Annotated in this window: 17 protein-coding genes; all 17 read right to left on the bottom strand. The window is 53.4% G+C overall.

Annotation, left to right across the window (positions count from 1 at the left end):
- Positions 1 to 7 precede the first annotated feature (7 nt).
- The 17 genes from HGO37_RS12710 to HGO37_RS12630 all read right to left on the bottom strand — a co-directional run bounded on the left by HGO37_RS12710 (position 8) and on the right by HGO37_RS12630 (position 15,756).
- Positions 8 to 577: a rod-binding protein gene (locus tag HGO37_RS12710; RefSeq protein WP_192487024.1), complete on the bottom strand. Its 570-nt coding sequence runs from the start codon at positions 575 to 577 to the stop codon at positions 8 to 10.
- Between the two features lie 108 nt (positions 578 to 685).
- Complete coding sequence (locus HGO37_RS12705; protein ID WP_250983587.1) at positions 686 to 1,105, bottom strand: hypothetical protein; 420 nt, start codon at positions 1,103 to 1,105, stop codon at positions 686 to 688.
- 54 nt (positions 1,106 to 1,159) lie between these two features.
- Positions 1,160 to 1,915: a flagellar biosynthetic protein FliR gene (locus HGO37_RS12700; RefSeq protein ID WP_250983586.1), complete on the bottom strand. Its 756-nt coding sequence runs from the start codon at positions 1,913 to 1,915 to the stop codon at positions 1,160 to 1,162.
- Positions 1,912 to 3,999, bottom strand: a complete 2,088-nt coding sequence (gene flhA / locus HGO37_RS12695) for a flagellar biosynthesis protein FlhA (protein WP_192487021.1) — start codon at positions 3,997 to 3,999, stop codon at positions 1,912 to 1,914. Before flhA ends, HGO37_RS12700 begins: the two co-directional genes overlap by 4 nt.
- Positions 4,000 to 4,120: 121 nt before the next feature.
- Positions 4,121 to 4,387: a flagellar biosynthesis protein FliQ gene (gene fliQ, locus HGO37_RS12690; RefSeq protein ID WP_192487020.1), complete on the bottom strand. Its 267-nt coding sequence runs from the start codon at positions 4,385 to 4,387 to the stop codon at positions 4,121 to 4,123.
- Positions 4,388 to 4,417: 30 nt separating this feature from the next.
- Positions 4,418 to 4,900, bottom strand: a complete 483-nt coding sequence (flgD, locus tag HGO37_RS12685; RefSeq protein WP_192487019.1) for a flagellar hook assembly protein FlgD — start codon at positions 4,898 to 4,900, stop codon at positions 4,418 to 4,420.
- Complete coding sequence (flbT, locus tag HGO37_RS12680) at positions 4,891 to 5,340, bottom strand: flagellar biosynthesis repressor FlbT (protein WP_192487018.1); 450 nt, start codon at positions 5,338 to 5,340, stop codon at positions 4,891 to 4,893. The genes flgD and flbT overlap by 10 nt, the downstream gene beginning before the upstream one ends.
- The gene (gene flaF / locus HGO37_RS12675; RefSeq protein ID WP_192487017.1) at positions 5,337 to 5,684 is read right to left on the bottom strand and encodes a flagellar biosynthesis regulator FlaF; all 348 of its coding nucleotides are present in this window, start codon (positions 5,682 to 5,684) and stop codon (positions 5,337 to 5,339) included. Before flaF ends, flbT begins: the two co-directional genes overlap by 4 nt.
- A 35-nt stretch (positions 5,685 to 5,719) precedes the next feature.
- Positions 5,720 to 6,826, bottom strand: a complete 1,107-nt coding sequence (locus HGO37_RS12670; RefSeq protein WP_259147471.1) for a flagellar hook-associated family protein — start codon at positions 6,824 to 6,826, stop codon at positions 5,720 to 5,722.
- Position 6,827: 1 nt separating this feature from the next.
- Entirely contained in the window at positions 6,828 to 8,312 is a 1,485-nt protein-coding gene (flgK, locus tag HGO37_RS12665) for a flagellar hook-associated protein FlgK (protein ID WP_250983584.1), read from the bottom strand.
- 22 nt (positions 8,313 to 8,334) lie between these two features.
- Positions 8,335 to 9,555 (bottom strand): flagellar hook protein FlgE, encoded by a 1,221-nt coding sequence (locus HGO37_RS12660; protein WP_250983583.1) that lies wholly within the window; start codon positions 9,553 to 9,555, stop codon positions 8,335 to 8,337.
- A 107-nt stretch (positions 9,556 to 9,662) separates the two neighbouring features.
- On the bottom strand, positions 9,663 to 10,334 hold the full coding sequence (gene rem, locus HGO37_RS12655; RefSeq protein ID WP_192487013.1) for a transcriptional activator Rem: 672 nt from the start codon (positions 10,332 to 10,334) through the stop codon (positions 9,663 to 9,665).
- A 282-nt stretch (positions 10,335 to 10,616) separates the two neighbouring features.
- Complete coding sequence (locus tag HGO37_RS12650) at positions 10,617 to 11,192, bottom strand: lytic transglycosylase domain-containing protein (protein WP_250983582.1); 576 nt, start codon at positions 11,190 to 11,192, stop codon at positions 10,617 to 10,619.
- Complete coding sequence (locus tag HGO37_RS12645; RefSeq protein WP_250983581.1) at positions 11,128 to 12,489, bottom strand: flagellar hook-length control protein FliK; 1,362 nt, start codon at positions 12,487 to 12,489, stop codon at positions 11,128 to 11,130. Before HGO37_RS12645 ends, HGO37_RS12650 begins: the two co-directional genes overlap by 65 nt.
- Positions 12,486 to 13,775: a chemotaxis protein MotC gene (motC, locus tag HGO37_RS12640; protein WP_502941415.1), complete on the bottom strand. Its 1,290-nt coding sequence runs from the start codon at positions 13,773 to 13,775 to the stop codon at positions 12,486 to 12,488. The genes HGO37_RS12645 and motC overlap by 4 nt, the downstream gene beginning before the upstream one ends.
- Positions 13,772 to 15,106 carry a MotB family protein gene (locus HGO37_RS12635; protein ID WP_250983579.1) on the bottom strand — a complete coding sequence of 445 codons (1,335 nt, stop codon included), beginning with the start codon at positions 15,104 to 15,106 and terminating at the stop codon, positions 13,772 to 13,774. The genes motC and HGO37_RS12635 overlap by 4 nt, the downstream gene beginning before the upstream one ends.
- Complete coding sequence (locus HGO37_RS12630) at positions 15,103 to 15,756, bottom strand: hypothetical protein (protein ID WP_250983578.1); 654 nt, start codon at positions 15,754 to 15,756, stop codon at positions 15,103 to 15,105. Before HGO37_RS12630 ends, HGO37_RS12635 begins: the two co-directional genes overlap by 4 nt.
- Positions 15,757 to 15,769 lie beyond the last annotated feature (13 nt).

Below are 15,769 nucleotides of genomic sequence, written 5' to 3'. Positions count from 1 at the left end.
GTTATGATTATACATTTCTAGCCTCGTCGTTCATGTCACTGGATACACCGAGAATCTTGCGTTCGAACTCTGCAACCATACGCAGGGCCGCATTGTTATCCTTGTCTTCGACGGAGGAGACGCTTTCGAAGCCCTGGCTTTCAGCCTTGCGCAGCGTGTCCTTGTAGACCTGCTCAGCAATACCGATGCCACCGTTCTCAGTCATACTGTTGGCCAACTGCTCGGCCAGCATACCTTTCCAGATTTCGCCAGCGTTACCCTTGCCATAGACTTCCTCGCTCTCCTGCGGGAGCATGGAGCCAATGAAGGTCCGCAGCACGGATGCTTCAAACTGACGGAAGGTTTCCGGAATTTCTTTACGCTCAGCGCGCAGATTGGTGTCTCCCAATCCGGCTTTGGATGCGGCATCGTTCAAAACGCCGACAGCGGCATCGAACCCCTTACCCGCATCCGCAAGGCTGGACGCTGCAAACGCCGCCTTGTTTGCCTTGAGCTTATCCTGCGCAACCTGCACGTCCGTTGGATCGGCTGCACGGACAACGTCCATGACAAGGTCGCTAACAATCGATATCGCCACGCAATTACCTCCTGAAAAGAATGCAGCAGGTTTTGACCCACCACATCTGCATTTCATCAATCACGAATATTCACCACCACTTAAGGGCGATGCATGATGTGGCGACGACTATGTATCGCGAACCTTGCTGGAGGCTGGTGCTGGTGTCGCATTCATGATTTCCAATAGATCATAAATTGCATTGTCATCGGTTTCGCGATCTTCATCATCGCGTGCTTCGTACATTTTGTCTTGCAGGCGATCGCCTTTGGTTTTCTCTTTGAGAACAGCCATTTCCTGCAATTGCTGCGCGCCGGCCAACTGCCGGTCCTTGACGGTGAGACGTCCGAAACGTTCCGAATACATTTTTGAGAACTGATGATGCACCGGGTCCATGGAGCTTAAAGCACCGAGAATACTATCCATGGAATCTGCGACTTCCGCACGCTGGCGGGTGGTATCGGCAAGCGTCACTTCTGCCATTTTTTCCATATGGCGTTGAACTGTGACAAGCCGCTTGAGCTTGCGGGAGCGTTTATCCTGCGCCATGGCGCTTCTCCTTCACGGCAGGTCTTTATAAAGACCACTTACCCAACACATCACTCAATAACCGAAGAATATCGGTCCGAATCCACCCGCGAACTGTCGAATCAGCGCTGCGATGGAAAGGTAAAGCATGAAAAGACCACCCATCAGCAAATAGGGGGTGGAAATGAAGTAGACAGGAACCTGCGGAGCCAGCTTGTTGATCAAACCAACCGCGACGTTGAACATCAGGCCATAGATCAAAAACGGGCTTGCCAGACGCAACATAACATTGGTGGTCGCGCGTAAGGTATCGGTCATGGTGATCAGTGTTTTTTGCGAATCCAGCACAAAACCGACGGGCGTTGAACTGTAGGAATCGATAACCGCTTTCAGAACCACATGATGAAAGTCGAAGATGAACAGCATCAGCAGGCCACCAAAGACGATCATGTTGGTCAACTGACTTTCCTGGCTATCTTCCAGAACGTCCGCACCGCCGGGCGCGTTGAAGCCGATGGCGTTACCCACGATAGCGCCGGTAAATTGCAGGCCGAGAACATATAGCCTTGCAATCATGCCGTAGACGGCGCCGATAATGGTTTCTGAAAAGATCAGCGCAACGTTGGCGCCGGGTGTTGCGCCCGCTACTTTGGGATAGACCGAATCCCACAGAATCGGCGTCAAAGCCATGGATACCGCAGCGGACAGAAGCAGTCTGATGGTCATGTTAAGACGGGCACTTGAGAAGCCCGGCATGGTCATGAAACAACCACCGATGCGGCAAAATGCAAGGAACAATGCCAATATTGTCCCTTGCGGGTCGGTTATCATGAAATAGCGCCTAGAATCTTGATCTCAAGCCCCTTGGCCAGTTCAACATGCGACAGCACAGGCAAGGTGGCGAAGAGTCGCTCGATAATCATGCGCACATAGGACCGTGTTTCAGGCGACGTGACAAGAACAAAAGGTAGGCCCCTGTCCATGAATTCACGGATAACTTTCGATGCCTGCTCACTGAACTCTTCCAGATGGCGCGGATCGATGTCGAATTCGACGATTTCGCCCTTTCCATCACGCTTCAGTGCCTGATGGAAAATCATGTCCCATTTGTTGCCAAGGCGCAAAACACGCAGGACGCCGTTGTCGGCAAGGTCACCACACAGCTGCTGGGCAATACGGATACGAACATGCTCAACGATCTGTTCTGTCTTGCGAACATGCGGTGCAAGTTCTGCAACGGCTTCTAGAATGAGGTGCAAGTTACGAATGGACACACGCTCGGCCAACAGCAGCTTCAGAACAGCCTGAAGGCCGGAATAGGACATGTGTGACGAGCAGATTTCATCTGCTAGCTTCTTGTACTCCGGATCAAGACGATCGATCAGCACCTTCACGTCCTTATAGGAAAGAAGCTGCGGCAGGTTGTTGCGAATAACTTCGCTCAGGTGGGTCAGAACCACCGAGACGTTATCAATCGGGTGGAAACCTTCGCGACGCAGGTCGTCAGCAAACGCTTCGAGGATAGAGACAGCCGGCATGCCAAAGGCCGGTTCGCGAATGTCGTCGCCGGGAATGGTTGGCTTGCGGCCGGAACCGGTCACGACAAGAACGTCGCCGACACGCAGTGAGCTGGAGGCAATCGTCGTTCCATGAATACGAATTTGGTACGATTTTTCGGGGATCATGATGTCGTCGGACACCTTGATCTCGGGCACCACAAAACCATACTGGCTGGCGAATTTCTTGCGCATCTTGCCAACGCGGAACGCCAGCTCCTGATGGGCACCCAGCAAGCGTGTTGAAACCTGCTTGCCAAGGGCAAGTTCGATTTCTGCGGTTTTGAGCACCAGCTTGACGGAGTCCTTCTCGGCTTCCTTACTCTGGATAACCTTCTTTTCTTCCTCTTCGCGGCGCACGAGGTTCATCGCCTCGACCTGCTTTGGAATGTACCAGGCACCGAAGGCCATGACGCCACAGAGCGCCATAAAAGGCAGGAAAGGCAGGCCAGGCATAACAGCAAGCAGTCCCATCAGAAGGGACGCAACGAACAGCGCACGCGGGTAGGCGCTCAACTGATCGACAACTGTTTTATCGGTGGTGCCGGACATGCCGCCACGTGAAACCAGAAGGCCAGCGGCCAGAGAAACGATAAGAGCCGGGATCTGGGTAACGATACCGTCACCAACCGACAGCTTTACGAAAACGTCAGCAGCTTCGCCGATTTCCATGCCATGACGGAAATAACCGATGATGATACCGCCGAAGATATTGATGGCGGTGATGATGAGGCCGGCGACGGCGTCACCACGCACGAATTTGGACGCACCGTCCATGGAGCCGAAGAACGAGCTTTCAGCTTCCAGCTCTTTGCGGCGGAGCTGGGCTTCCTTTTCATCGATAATACCAGCAGAGAGGTCAGCGTCGATCGACATCTGCTTGCCCGGGATCGCGTCGAGGGTAAAGCGCGCGCCCACTTCCGCGATACGCGTCGCACCCTTGGTGATAACGATGAAGTTCACCGTGATCAGGATAAGGAAGACGATCAGACCGATAACGAAGTCGCCGGACATGATGAGGCTGGAAAAGCCTGCAATCACGCTACCAGCGGCGTCATGTCCCTGGTGACCATGAGAAAGAATAACACGCGTCGTGGCCACGTTCAGTGCCAAGCGCACCATGGTCGCAATCAGCAAGATTGTCGGAAACGACGAGAAGTCGAGAGGGCGTTGGATCCACAGGGATACCATCAGGATCAGAACGGACAGCGCAATGGAAAACGCCAGCCCCATATCCACCAGAATAACCGGGATTGGCAAAAAGAGAATGCAAAGAATTGCAACGATACCAAGGGCAAATCCAACATCACGCGTGCTGGGAGTGACCTTCGGTATTGATATTGCAGGTGGTTGCGCCATCGATAACGTCCTGTCTCTTCATGAGAAGGGGCGACCGATAAGGGCCGCCGCATGGTTTCACACCATCACTAGCGACCGAAGCTTGCGCGAAAATGGTAACCGCGCATTCCTGCAACAAAATTCAGAACCCGGTTTGCACCCGAGAAAAAACGAGATTTGTAAAAAGAGAAATCTGGGCGCCAATAAAAGGCGCCGCAATTCCAATCGTCACCATGATGGCAACGATTTTAGGAACGAAGGTCAGGGTCATTTCCTGGACCTGGGTAAGGGCCTGGATGAAGGCAATCGTTACCCCCACCACCATGCCCGCAATGACGCAAGGACCGGATGCGACCAGAATGGTCCAAACGGCTGCCCGCATGATATCAAGCGCATCCGCCTCGTTCATTGCAAAACCTCAGAACAACAATTGTTGACCTTAGGTATCAGATTCGCTGCTCGAATCCGAAGTGGAATCTGTGGTGTCCGATGTGGAAGTCCCACTTTTCTCACCGAATTTGACGCCAACCTGCAGCAGGATGCCCTTGCCCTCTTCCGTGATGGCGATAATGCCGTCGGAATAGATTTCGACTTCCTTGACGATACCCGAGGTCTTGTCATCGGCGCTGGTGATATGTTTGCCGATAAGATCTGTCGAGCGCGTCAGGGCTTCAGCCTGCAGCATGCTCTTGAGGTGCGTATTCGTCTTGATCGACTGCTCGACCTGCGAGAAGCTTGCCAGCTGAGACATCTGCTGGCTGGCATCCATCGGTTCTGTCGGATCCTGGTTCTTCATCTGTGCGATGAGGAGCTTCAGGAAACTGTCATAATTCAGTGACGCCTTGTCGCTTGCCGAGGTGTCGGAACCTGCATTTGCCCAAGGGTTTGATGCAGCTGTGGAGCCGACAATGTCTACCGCCATGGTGCAATCTCCTTGCGAATATGTTCGATAGTCGCTGGCGTCATTTCCTGGTTGCTCAAGATCTGCTCTTCAGTCGCATACATGGAGCGGATAGCCTTGAGTGCATCAAACGCCTTGCCCGTTGCGACCAGCGCATCAATACGCTTCAACTCGGCCAGAATTTCGTCATTCTGGAAGCATGACAACAGCATCGTCACCGACTTGCGGAACATGGTCGTGGACTGTTCACGGCCTTCCGGGTTGATGAGCATCATCTGAGCGATGAAGTAGAGCTGACGCAGTGGAGTTGTCGCCTGCTCTGGCTGGAGAACATGGTTCTCGAGAAGGAAGGTAACATCATTCAGGAATTCGAGTGCAACCTTGCGGTCAACACGCAACACCGCCCCGTTAATAAAGATTTTCTCGCCGGATTTGAGCGAAATGCGCAGAGTACTTTTCATTTAAGTCCATCCCTGATGATGGTTGTTACGTCAATTATGCCTTGGAAGTTGCTCGATTCCCTCTTTCTGATCCGCTCGCATTCCTTCAAAATCCAGATTGCGATGGAGATCAGATTGGCACGAAGTTCGTTCGGCAACTGGTTCTCCGGGTGTTTGAGATCTTCTATGAACCTCACCCAAACCCGTCGAGTGTAATAGAGCGCTTCGACCGTCAGACGGTATTGCCCGGAGTCTTTTTGCGCGGCGTCCAGTAATTCCAAAGATTTGGACAAGGCCTGCCGCTCGCGATCCTTCGCGTCGGTGACGTCGTCCTCCATTATCTCCGCATAGGAAAACTGGTACATTCATTGTATCCTTTATCTACGGCTACCTTTAATCATCAAAGGTAGTTTACAAGGCTCATTTGTTGCAGCCGTGCCGTCAAGCTGTAGGCAATTTCTATTTGAGACTTCAGCAGATCGAGGCGTGTCTTTGCCTCGTATGTATCGATGCCCTCGAGATCAATGAGGTGCGTTTCGATGATCTTTTTCTGTGCTGACAAAGCGTCGTTTGCCTTGGAAACACGCTCTTCAGAAAGACCGAGTTTACTGGCCTGCTGGTTCAGTCCGTCAATTGCGGACTTGATGTTATTGACCGCGTCCATGGAAACCTGTTCGCGGATTTCAGGAGCGATATTGTCCTGAAGGAAGGTCATGGTGGTCATTGCCGTGAAGGCGAAGTAACGCATGCCCTTGGAATTGGCGTTTGTCGATGTTTCGACGACTTCCGTCTGGCTGATACGGCTTGTCATGTTTACATCGCTGGAATCCGAGCCAAAGGCGGTCCAAAAATCGTAGTCCGTACCAGCCGTCAACGTGGAGTGCGGTGGGTTGGTGACCTTGGTTTCGCCGTTGAACTTCTTTTCCATGTCGGACATGAACGTCGCGACCTGTTCCTTGGTCAACTGCGAAGCATCGCCAACTGCAGGCGATACCACGTTCGTCATGTAGTAGTTCAACTCGTCGTCATAGGCCTGCTTCAACTTGGAATCGTCAGCGAAGTAATCATCGACCGGCTTCACATCGGTGTTGATGCCGGAGAACAGGAACTCGCCGTTGACGGACGTATTGGCAAAGCCAATGAAGTTGTTGAATGCATTGGTGATCGTGTTGCGAACAGTGCTCAGCGTCGGTTCTTCCGCGCTGGTGTTCGGGACAAGCACCTTCTGAATTTCATTTGCCGCTTCCGACATGTTCTTCAGTGCCAGCTGCGATGCTTCCAGACGTTGGGTGGCAATCGAGTTTACGCCGATGATCGAAGTCAGGCGCTGCACATCACGGTTGAGGTCCAGGCTGCGTGCCGTGTTGGCACCCAGAGCCACGCCGAGATCAGCGTGCTTGCCTGTTGTCAGTTCCGTGGTCAGATCCGTCATCTCAAGCTGAGCCTTCAGGATCGTGCTACGCATGCTATTCTGCATTGCCAGTGAGGATATGAAAGATGTCTTCATGTTACTTCACCATGCTCATCAGAGATTGCAACATTTCATCAATCGTCGAGACCAGCTTCGTGGCAGCCTTGTAGGATTGTTCGATATCGAGCAGCAGAGACAGTTCCTCGTCCAGGCTGACGCCAGTCGTGTTTGAATAAACCTCTTCTGCGCGCTCATAAGCTGCAGTCTTCACATCGTTGGCGTTGGTCGCGCCCTGACGCATCTGCTCCAGCCAACCCATTGAGTTGGAAGCGTATTTTAGAAGGCTCGTGTCCGTGTCGATACGGGTCGTCGGATCGAAATCGATCGATGTGTCGAGTGCCGTTACATAGCTGCGGATAAGCGCGGAGTAGCCCGTGCCACCGCCATTCGACAGATCATTCTTGACGTAAGCTGCACCATTGATACCTCCATCACGAAGAAGTTCCGGGTTGCCACCTTGGGAAATAATCAGATCCGGGTGCACTTTAATGGCAGCCGCAAGACCTTTGGTGATGGTACCAGCGGCCGGGACCGTGGCTGTAGCAGGATCGTTGTAGGTGAACAGACCTGGCAGATCCGGATCAGTACCGGTGCTGTCTGCCTGCTTTTCAGCAAAAAGAGTGATCAGACCGCGAGCAATTTCGTCCAGCTGGTTCTGCATCGTCGGAACGACGTCGTCACGCAACTGCAGCAGACCGGAAAGGCTGCCGGATGCCGTAGTGTTGCTACCCTCACCGGCTTTGACTGCAACGCCGTCAATATACAGCGAATTGCCGTCCATCGATGCGGTGTAGCCGATCTTCGGTGTGAAGCTGACCTGGCGCGGAATGGTTTCGAACAGAGTGATACCCTGATCGCTGGTGTAAAGAGCCATGTCATTGTCACCGCGCGTCACAACGGACACGCCGACAATGCTTGAAATGTCTTTCAGGAGGCTGTCGCGGATATCAAGAGCGTCGTTTGGATCAGCACCGGATGCTGTTGCCGACTTCACCGCATTGTTTGCGACTTCAAAACGGGAGAGCAACTGATTGAGGCTGTCGACCTGAAGTGCCATTTCCTTGTCTGCACGGGTACGAATAGCCTGCAGTTCATTGGAAGCGGTGTTCAGAGAGGTCGCAAGGTCGGTTGCTGCGTTGACAACTGTTGCTGCGAGCGCAGAGTCACCGGGTTTGCCAGCATAAGTATCGAGGCTCTTCTGGAGCGCTCCGAGATATGCACTCGGAGAGCTTTCGTAGTCATTTCCACCAAAGATACTCTTTACTTCTTCGAGGCCGGTCAGAAGGACATTCTGACCGGAAAAAAGTGAGGACGAAGCAAGTGTCTGCCGCAGAAGACTGTCGTTCTGAACGCGGGCCGTCGTAACAACCGATGCGCCGTAAGCTGTTGCGCTCAGAATTGCAGTTCTTTTAACGTAATTTTTATTACCAACATTAGCGATGTTGCTTGAGACAACATCAGTTTGCTTGCCGGTATTATTAAAAATTGACTGTGCAGTAATCATTGCTGACGAAAGTGACATTCATCTGTCCTCGTGAGATCTATTATCTCTTCAGGTTGACCAGGACATCCAACAATTCGGAACCTGTCTGGAAAACCTTGGAGTTAGCACTGTAGATGCGCTGCGATTCAATCATCTCGGTCAATTCATTGGCGATATCGACGTTCGAGGTTTCCAGCGTCTTGGTCATCAGGTTACCAACGCCCTTTGTGCCGGGATCATTGGCGATCAGAATGCCAGACGTGTTGCTGGCGCTGTAAGCATTGCCGTTAACTGGATTGAGGTTATCTGGGCTGGTAACGGTCGCAAGCATCAGCCTGCTTTCCGTCAACACCTTGGAGCCGTTCTGGTACTGGATGTAGATGCTGCCATCTGTTTCGATGATGACATCCTTGACCGCCGAAGCGCCATTCCCGTTCAAGCCACCGCTCATGATGGTGCTGCCGGTGTTCTGTGTGACAGAGCCCGCGAGATCAACGGTGATGACACCGTTCTGATCAGCGACAGCAGGAATATCAAATGTGCCGGTCGGAGAGGTCAACTCACCAGTGACTGGATCGAACTCAACAGCGATGTCGGGCATAACTGCAGTGCCGGTCTTCGAATTGGTGACCTGCAAGGTCCACTCATTCGCAGCATCCTTGGTGAAGGTGAAATCATAAACGATTTCAACACCCTGGTAACCGAAGCCGGTCATGGACGTCTTCCATGTTGCACCGTCAGCTGTCTGGTTGTTCAGGTTGAACTTCATCGTACCAGCCGTTGTCGGTGTCGACTTGATATCGTTGCCTGGCATTTCAACAACACTGCCCGAGAAGCGGTTGCTGGACGCTGTGGCCTGAGAAGGCGTGAACAGGTAATAACCAGCCGCATTCTTAAGGAAAGTTTTGTAAACGCCCGAGCCTGATGGCTCTTCCACGGTTTCGCGAGCAAAGTTACCTGCACGGGTCAGGAACTGGGCTGCGTCCGGATCGCGGGATTCAGCGACGATAAAGAAGCCACTACCTTCAATGGCCATATCCGTAGCAGTCGTTGTGTAGGAATAACCGCCAGATTCAGAAATGCTGTAGCGAATGTTGGAGCTGACGCCACCGGAATTGTAGTTTCCACCCGAGGACGGAAGAACCATGGACGAGAACGCGGTCGAAGCGCGCTTGTAACCAATTGTGCTGGAGTTGGCGATGTTGTCACCGACTGTAGCCAAGCGGTTAGCCTGCGCATTCATACCGGAAACGCCGGTCTTCATCGTTCCAAAAATACTCATTAAAAGAACCCTCGTGGTGGTCGTTGAATAGCAACTTAAGAGATGGGCCTTGCGTGAAGCTGTCTCATTTGCCGCATTCCGATGAAATGCGGCAAAGGTTCAAAAAATCATTGCCAATCAATGCAATAGCCGAGGAAGCGCTTGGAATCGACAGGGTCGTAACCAAGCTTCTTACGGAGCTTTTTGCGCAGCTTGCTGATGTGGCTTTCGACGACGTTTTCTTCGACGTCATCATCAAAAATGCCGTAGATGGCATTGAAAATCTGTGTCTTGGAAACGCGACGGCCACGGTTGGCGACCAAATATTCCAGAATGCGACGCTCACGGCGTGGCAACGGGAAGACTTCGCTGTTGATTTCAGGATCACGACCATCCGAGAAAACGCGGATCGGGCCGATGTCCGTAAAATTGTTGATGACCTTCAGGCGACGGCGAATAGCCGCTGCACGTGCTAGGATCTCGCGTGGGTGAACCGGCTTACGCACGACATCGTCGACTCCGCTGTCGAACAATGCGAGAGTAGCCTCCAGCGAAGGCTGATCGCTTACCGCGATAACCGGCGCCATGGTTCTGTCGCGAATTGCCCGTGGCAAATTCGCGTACGCGTTACCTTGGCCGATGAGGAATGCCTCAACAGCTGCCAGATCTGTGTCTGCAGCCGTCGTGACCCATTCGCCAAACTCGCGCGGGTCGAAACCCGTCGAGGGAATGCCCTCACGCCCAAATAAAGATGTGTATCCGTTCTTAACAAGCTCGCGCTCATCAACCACTACGATCATTCGTCCGCCTCCGAATCAGTGTGGTGTTGCCAATGTTGGCATTGGTACGAATCGGGGGAATCAGCGACAACTGTGGAATGTTAACTATAGAAATTAATAATTGATTAACTTTTGAGTGCCGATTTGATCTACATTTAGTAGGCATTTTAACTAATCGGCACTATTTTAATGTGGAGAAAGGTACGATTCAATAAGAATCCCTCTTGCCGGACCATATTTGCGGCAAACGATCGCCACAATTCCAGATTCCGGCCACATATAGGGCAACTCAATTTATAGTTGTTATTGGTCGCAAAAATTCTTTGCGTTCGTGGTCCATTTTCCGTACCCGGTCGCGACCAGATTCGATATCACGCGGCACACATATTTCTTCTGTGCCGGATCGTTGTTTGGTCCTGCGTGATATCTGGCAACTGCCATCGTCCAGGTTTCATGCCTGTCGTGCAGATTTTTAAGGAACATCGCCGCATATTCCACGTTGCGCTTCGGGTCAAACATTTCCTGCGGAGAGCTGAAATTTTCTCCATGGAAGTACTGGTTGATCTGCATGCAGCCAAGGTCAATCAGTTTTGCGCCGTTACGTTTTGCCTCTTCAAATGCCGCCATTGCCTCATTGCGCGACGCGGAAAACACTGATTTTCCTTCGATATTCATCGCGTTGGGATCAAGGCGCCCCTTGCGGCCGGTTTCGGTCAAGCCAACGGAATACAAGATCCCCTCGGGCACGCCGTATTTGGCAGCCGCAGAACGGATCTCATTTTCACAAGCACCCTGCACGCCAACCGCTAATGCGTCAGAGGTAAATGCCAGAACTGTGATTACCGGAAGCGAGACCAGAATTCCCTTCAGCAATGACATCAAGTTCCCCTTCGTTGCCCTGTCCCGCGAACTGCCCGCGCTGGCTGCCTGACTCGCCCTGGTTGCGACCACTCAAAGCCTGCTGATTGTTTTGCTGACCTTGCTGTCCATTATTTTGCGAACTCGACTGATCACTTTTTTCTGTCGAAGAAATATTTAGCGTGATTTGATCGACCTGAAGGCCCTGAGCACGCAGCGCATCGACGATGCTTTTGCTGTCGTCACTCAATTTTCTATAGGCGGCAGTGTTCTGAACGGTCACATGGACGTTCAATTCGTCGCCAACCATGCGCAGTGACATCGTCACCATGCCGAGGTCGATCGGCGTCATTTGCAGCTTCAGCGTATGGACGACCCTACCTGTGCTGCTCTGTGCGGCTGCATTCGACAACTCGGAGCCGGGCTGCATGGCGCTGACCCATTCAGGGTCACCAGCGATCAGGCTGGTCAATGCGGACGCATTTGTCGACATGGAAAGGCCGATGAACCGGCGTGAATCGAGAACCGTGACGTTCTCCATCGCTCCACCCTTTGCATCACTGACCTTGAACTCGATACCATCGCTGCCCGAACGGATGGACATGTCCATGTCACGGCCGGAACTGGCGCGCGAGGAGGAAAAGCGAACTGTCAGTGGGTCGGCATTCACATCAACATCTTCGGCGTCACTGTCTGCCTTGGCCGAAGACAGCATGTCGATAGCATTGGATGCCTTTGACTTCGTTGTCGATTTTTCATCGCTGCGCGAGGTTACGCCGGGATTTTCCTTGGCAATGGCTTTTGCCAGCTCGTGCACGGCTGCATCGCCCGCATCAAGGACAGAAAGAACTGTCGGTACTTTCGTGTCGTCGGCAGCAAGATCAGCGTCGGCGACAGTCGCACCCTTGAGCGCGTCGCCTTCATCCATGTCCTTGAGGCGTTTCTTGACCTGGTCGGCCTTGCCCGGCTTGGCAGTCGATGTGTCATCGGCTGTTTTGGTCATCTTGTCATAGGCAGACAGATGGGCACGGAGATTTTCTGCCGAACCATTCAACTTGTTCTTCTGGCCATGTGCACTCACCTGATCTTCCTGCAGCCGGCCATTTGCCGAGTTCGCATCGTCTTCCGATGCGGCATCATCAGATCCACGGTCATTCGCCTGACGGTCGTACGCGTGCGGCCCGGAACGGTCGTTCCGTGCACCCGACATCGCGTCGTCAAACCCGCTCGGCCGAGAGTCGCCCTTGCTAACGCCCGCGCTCGCAGGTTTTGCGTCAGATACTGGTGGCGTCAGTGTAAATGCGCTCGTATCGATCATTGCAAGGAGCCTTCTTTCTTAAGCAGTGCGTCTATTTCATCCAGCTTTGACCGTCCGCTTGAGACGGTGCTCTTGTATTCAGGACTAAGGTCTTCCATGACAGGCGTCGGATTGCGCCAAACGCCAGTGCCCTCGGTGACCTGCGGTTCGCTGCCAGGCGCTTCCGCGACCGGCAGGGTCGCCTCTCCTTCCCAGCCGGCCGTACCGGGCTGCAAGGACACGGCACTCGCCACAGGTGGGCGCACGACCTCTTCAGCAATGGCCTTTGCAGCGTCCCGCAAAATCTTGTCGCGGTCAGATAGATGTTCGTCCGGGATGCTGGTGATGGTTTTGATCGCGCTGACGATATCCGGAGTACCGATGTTTGCGAGACTTTCGTAAAGATTTGCTGGTGCCCCATCCACAACAGGTAGACCCGTTGAAAGGTCCTTGGCTCTGGTTGCCGCCATGCGGGCCAGTTTTTCCTTGCCCGCGACTGTCGCCATGCGTGCCATACGCAAATATGTCTCGCGCTGCCGGTCTGCATCCATCAGGGCGACCGTATCGGTAATCGTCGCCTCTTCAATATGCTCATAACGACGCACAGAAAGGGCCACGATCAAATCAGCGAACTGGCTGGCATAGGGCGAATGCAGAAAACGACGTGCATAACGCTGGGCGTATTTGAAGCCCTGTGTTGCATCTCCGTCCTCCACGGCAATGGCCAGCGAGCGGCGCAACGCCGCTTCTTCAACAATCGTACCGGGCGCTTCAAGCCGGGCGATATCATAGAATTTCAACGCGGCTACCGGATCCTGCGCCAATGTCACGTTACCGCTGATCAAAGCCAGATAGGGTCCGATACGGGTCTTGCGATATTCCGGCACCATGGCGCCCAGACCCTTGGCGATCAGTGTACCTCGGCCGCTGAGATATTTCCTTAGCGCATCTGCAACGCGCGTGTCGAAATTGCCATCGACGTCCTTCGCGACCAGCAATTCCAACGTCGCTGGATTACCACCACTCATCGCATAGATCAGTGCGGCGTCCACGTTGCGTGGGTCAGCGAAAATTGACGGCGGTGCATCTCTTAGACGTTCATCGATGGTCGTCAGCATAAAGCGCTGCATCTCGGCCGCCGAATGGTCACCAAGTACAACGGAATCCTGCACGAACTGCAGTGACCGCAGCATCGAATAGGGCATCAGATTGTCAGGCGACTGGGCAAAGCTTTCGGCAGCACCAACAAAGGTGCTGACCGCAGCCAATAGAGATACCCAGCGTTTTGGAAGCCGCATCCGCATCATCCCCGATCCGCTTCCAGAAGAATTTCGATACGTCGGTTGGAATCAGCCAGAGGATCTGACGGAATCTGCAGTCTACGATCAGCAAAACCGGATACCTGCTTCACGCGGTTTTCCTCAAGACCGCCACGCACCAGCATGTAATAGGCGCTGTGGGCGCGGTCCATGGACAGACGCCAGTTGTCGTTTGAACTGCCCTTGAACTGGCGACCATCGGTATGGCCGCGAATGACAACGCTACCACCCTTGTCCTGCAACAACTGACCGATCTTTTCCATCGCCAGAACCATTTCACGGCGCGGGACCGCAGAACCGACATTGAACATCGGCGCCTGGCTCTGATCGGAAATCGTCACGAGCATGCCACCTTCGGCTGGCGTCACGATCAAGCCTTCTGCAAGCTTACCGCTGACACCACTGATCTGCGCCTCGATCTCGTCACGAAGCTCCTTGGCTTCCTTTTCCTCGAGAGGGGTTGGCTTGTGCTGAGCCTCTTCCGGATCCGGTGTTGGCTTGATCTCATTCGGATCAAAACCAGGTTTCTGCTGCGGGATAACCGCGGCAATTTCTTGCTGCTCGTGGTCATTCTGTTTCTGCTCGTTGAGTTTGGCGACGTCAGCAATGATGTCGTTGGACTGCGGAGCTTCGTTTTGCTGCTGGTTCTGCTGCGATGCAGCCGCCACCTGCTGGTTCTCGGTCGCCTGAGTTTCCTGCTGTGTGTCCTGCGGCTGGGTTTCGGAACGTTGATCAGCGCGGGTTATGCGTACCTGCTGTGTCCAGAAATCAGGGTCGAACGGATCTCGATATGCCTCACCACCGCTTGCACCGGTTGCCGGGCCGGAATCGGCAGCACCGCCCTCACCCTTCGCGCTGACATTGGCCTGCTGACCAACTTCCTGCGCGATTTCAGCAAGAACCGAATAGGGGTTTTGGAAGAAGTCGGCTTCCGAGTAGTTGGCCTCTTCACCGGTTTGCGATGTCTGATCTTCGCCGGTTGCGGCCGCAGACCCGACTGTCGCATTCTCCGCCTTAACCTTGGAGCGTTCGTTCTTCTCCAACCCATCCTTTTCATCGACAGGCTTTTCCAGGCCTTTCGTCGTCGGCTTTTCATCAGAGAGCTGAATCGGGTTGAAGTAACTTGCAACGGATGCCTTGGTTTCTTCGTTTGCGGCGTTAACCAGCCACATAACAAGGAAGAACGCCATCATCGCGGTCATGAAGTCAGCGTAAGCGATCTTCCATGCACCACCATGCGCGCCGTCGTGATCACCACCGCGGCGCTTGACAATAATGACCTCGTTTTTGCCGTGGTGGTGATTTTCGCTTTCACTCATTTCAACACCTTCCGGACGCTAGACGCCCACGCAGACATGCGGGTCACCAGCACGCTGTTGTCCATCTCAACGGATAGATCAACATCCGCGTTTTCAACAAAACGAAACGCCTTTTCATTGCCGCCAAGGACTTCAATCAAACGGTCGTAAAGTGGCTTTGGCCCTTTCACGGTCAAAGTCACGGCCTCTCCATCGGTCAATGATGGGCGAATAATGTCTGCCAACCCGGCCACAGCCTTCTGCGCCAGGGCATCACTCAGGACCGGTGCCAGCACAGCCGAAATCTGTTCATCGAGGTTACTGACCACCAGGTCGTGATTTTCCTGCAGACGGCTTGTGATGAAACCGGCCATCTCGGTATGATAACGCGCCTGAAACTCGGCAATTTCCGCCGCATGGCTTTCAAGCATGGCGCGTTTTTCAGCCTCGAATTGCTCGGTCAATGCCGCAGTCGCCGCTTCGTGGCCTTCGGCATAGGAGATGCGCTTTTCTTCATCGACATCGACAGGTGCAGGCATGGCAAAACTGTCGTCCTCGCCCATATCAAAATCTGGAAATGAGGACGGCAATGCTACGGTCTCATCCATCGCATGCAGGACAGGCTGGCTTTCGCCAAAGTCTTTCAGATAACGGGCAATGGACGCGCTCATCGTCTTCCTCCGC

Origin of the sequence: Rhizobium sp. CG4 (assembly GCF_023701965.1) — a bacterium.
In the GTDB taxonomy this organism is placed as follows: domain Bacteria; phylum Pseudomonadota; class Alphaproteobacteria; order Rhizobiales; family Rhizobiaceae; genus Agrobacterium.
The sequence above is the reverse complement of the archived record's forward strand: the minus strand, read 5'-3'. Positions and strand labels throughout refer to the sequence as shown.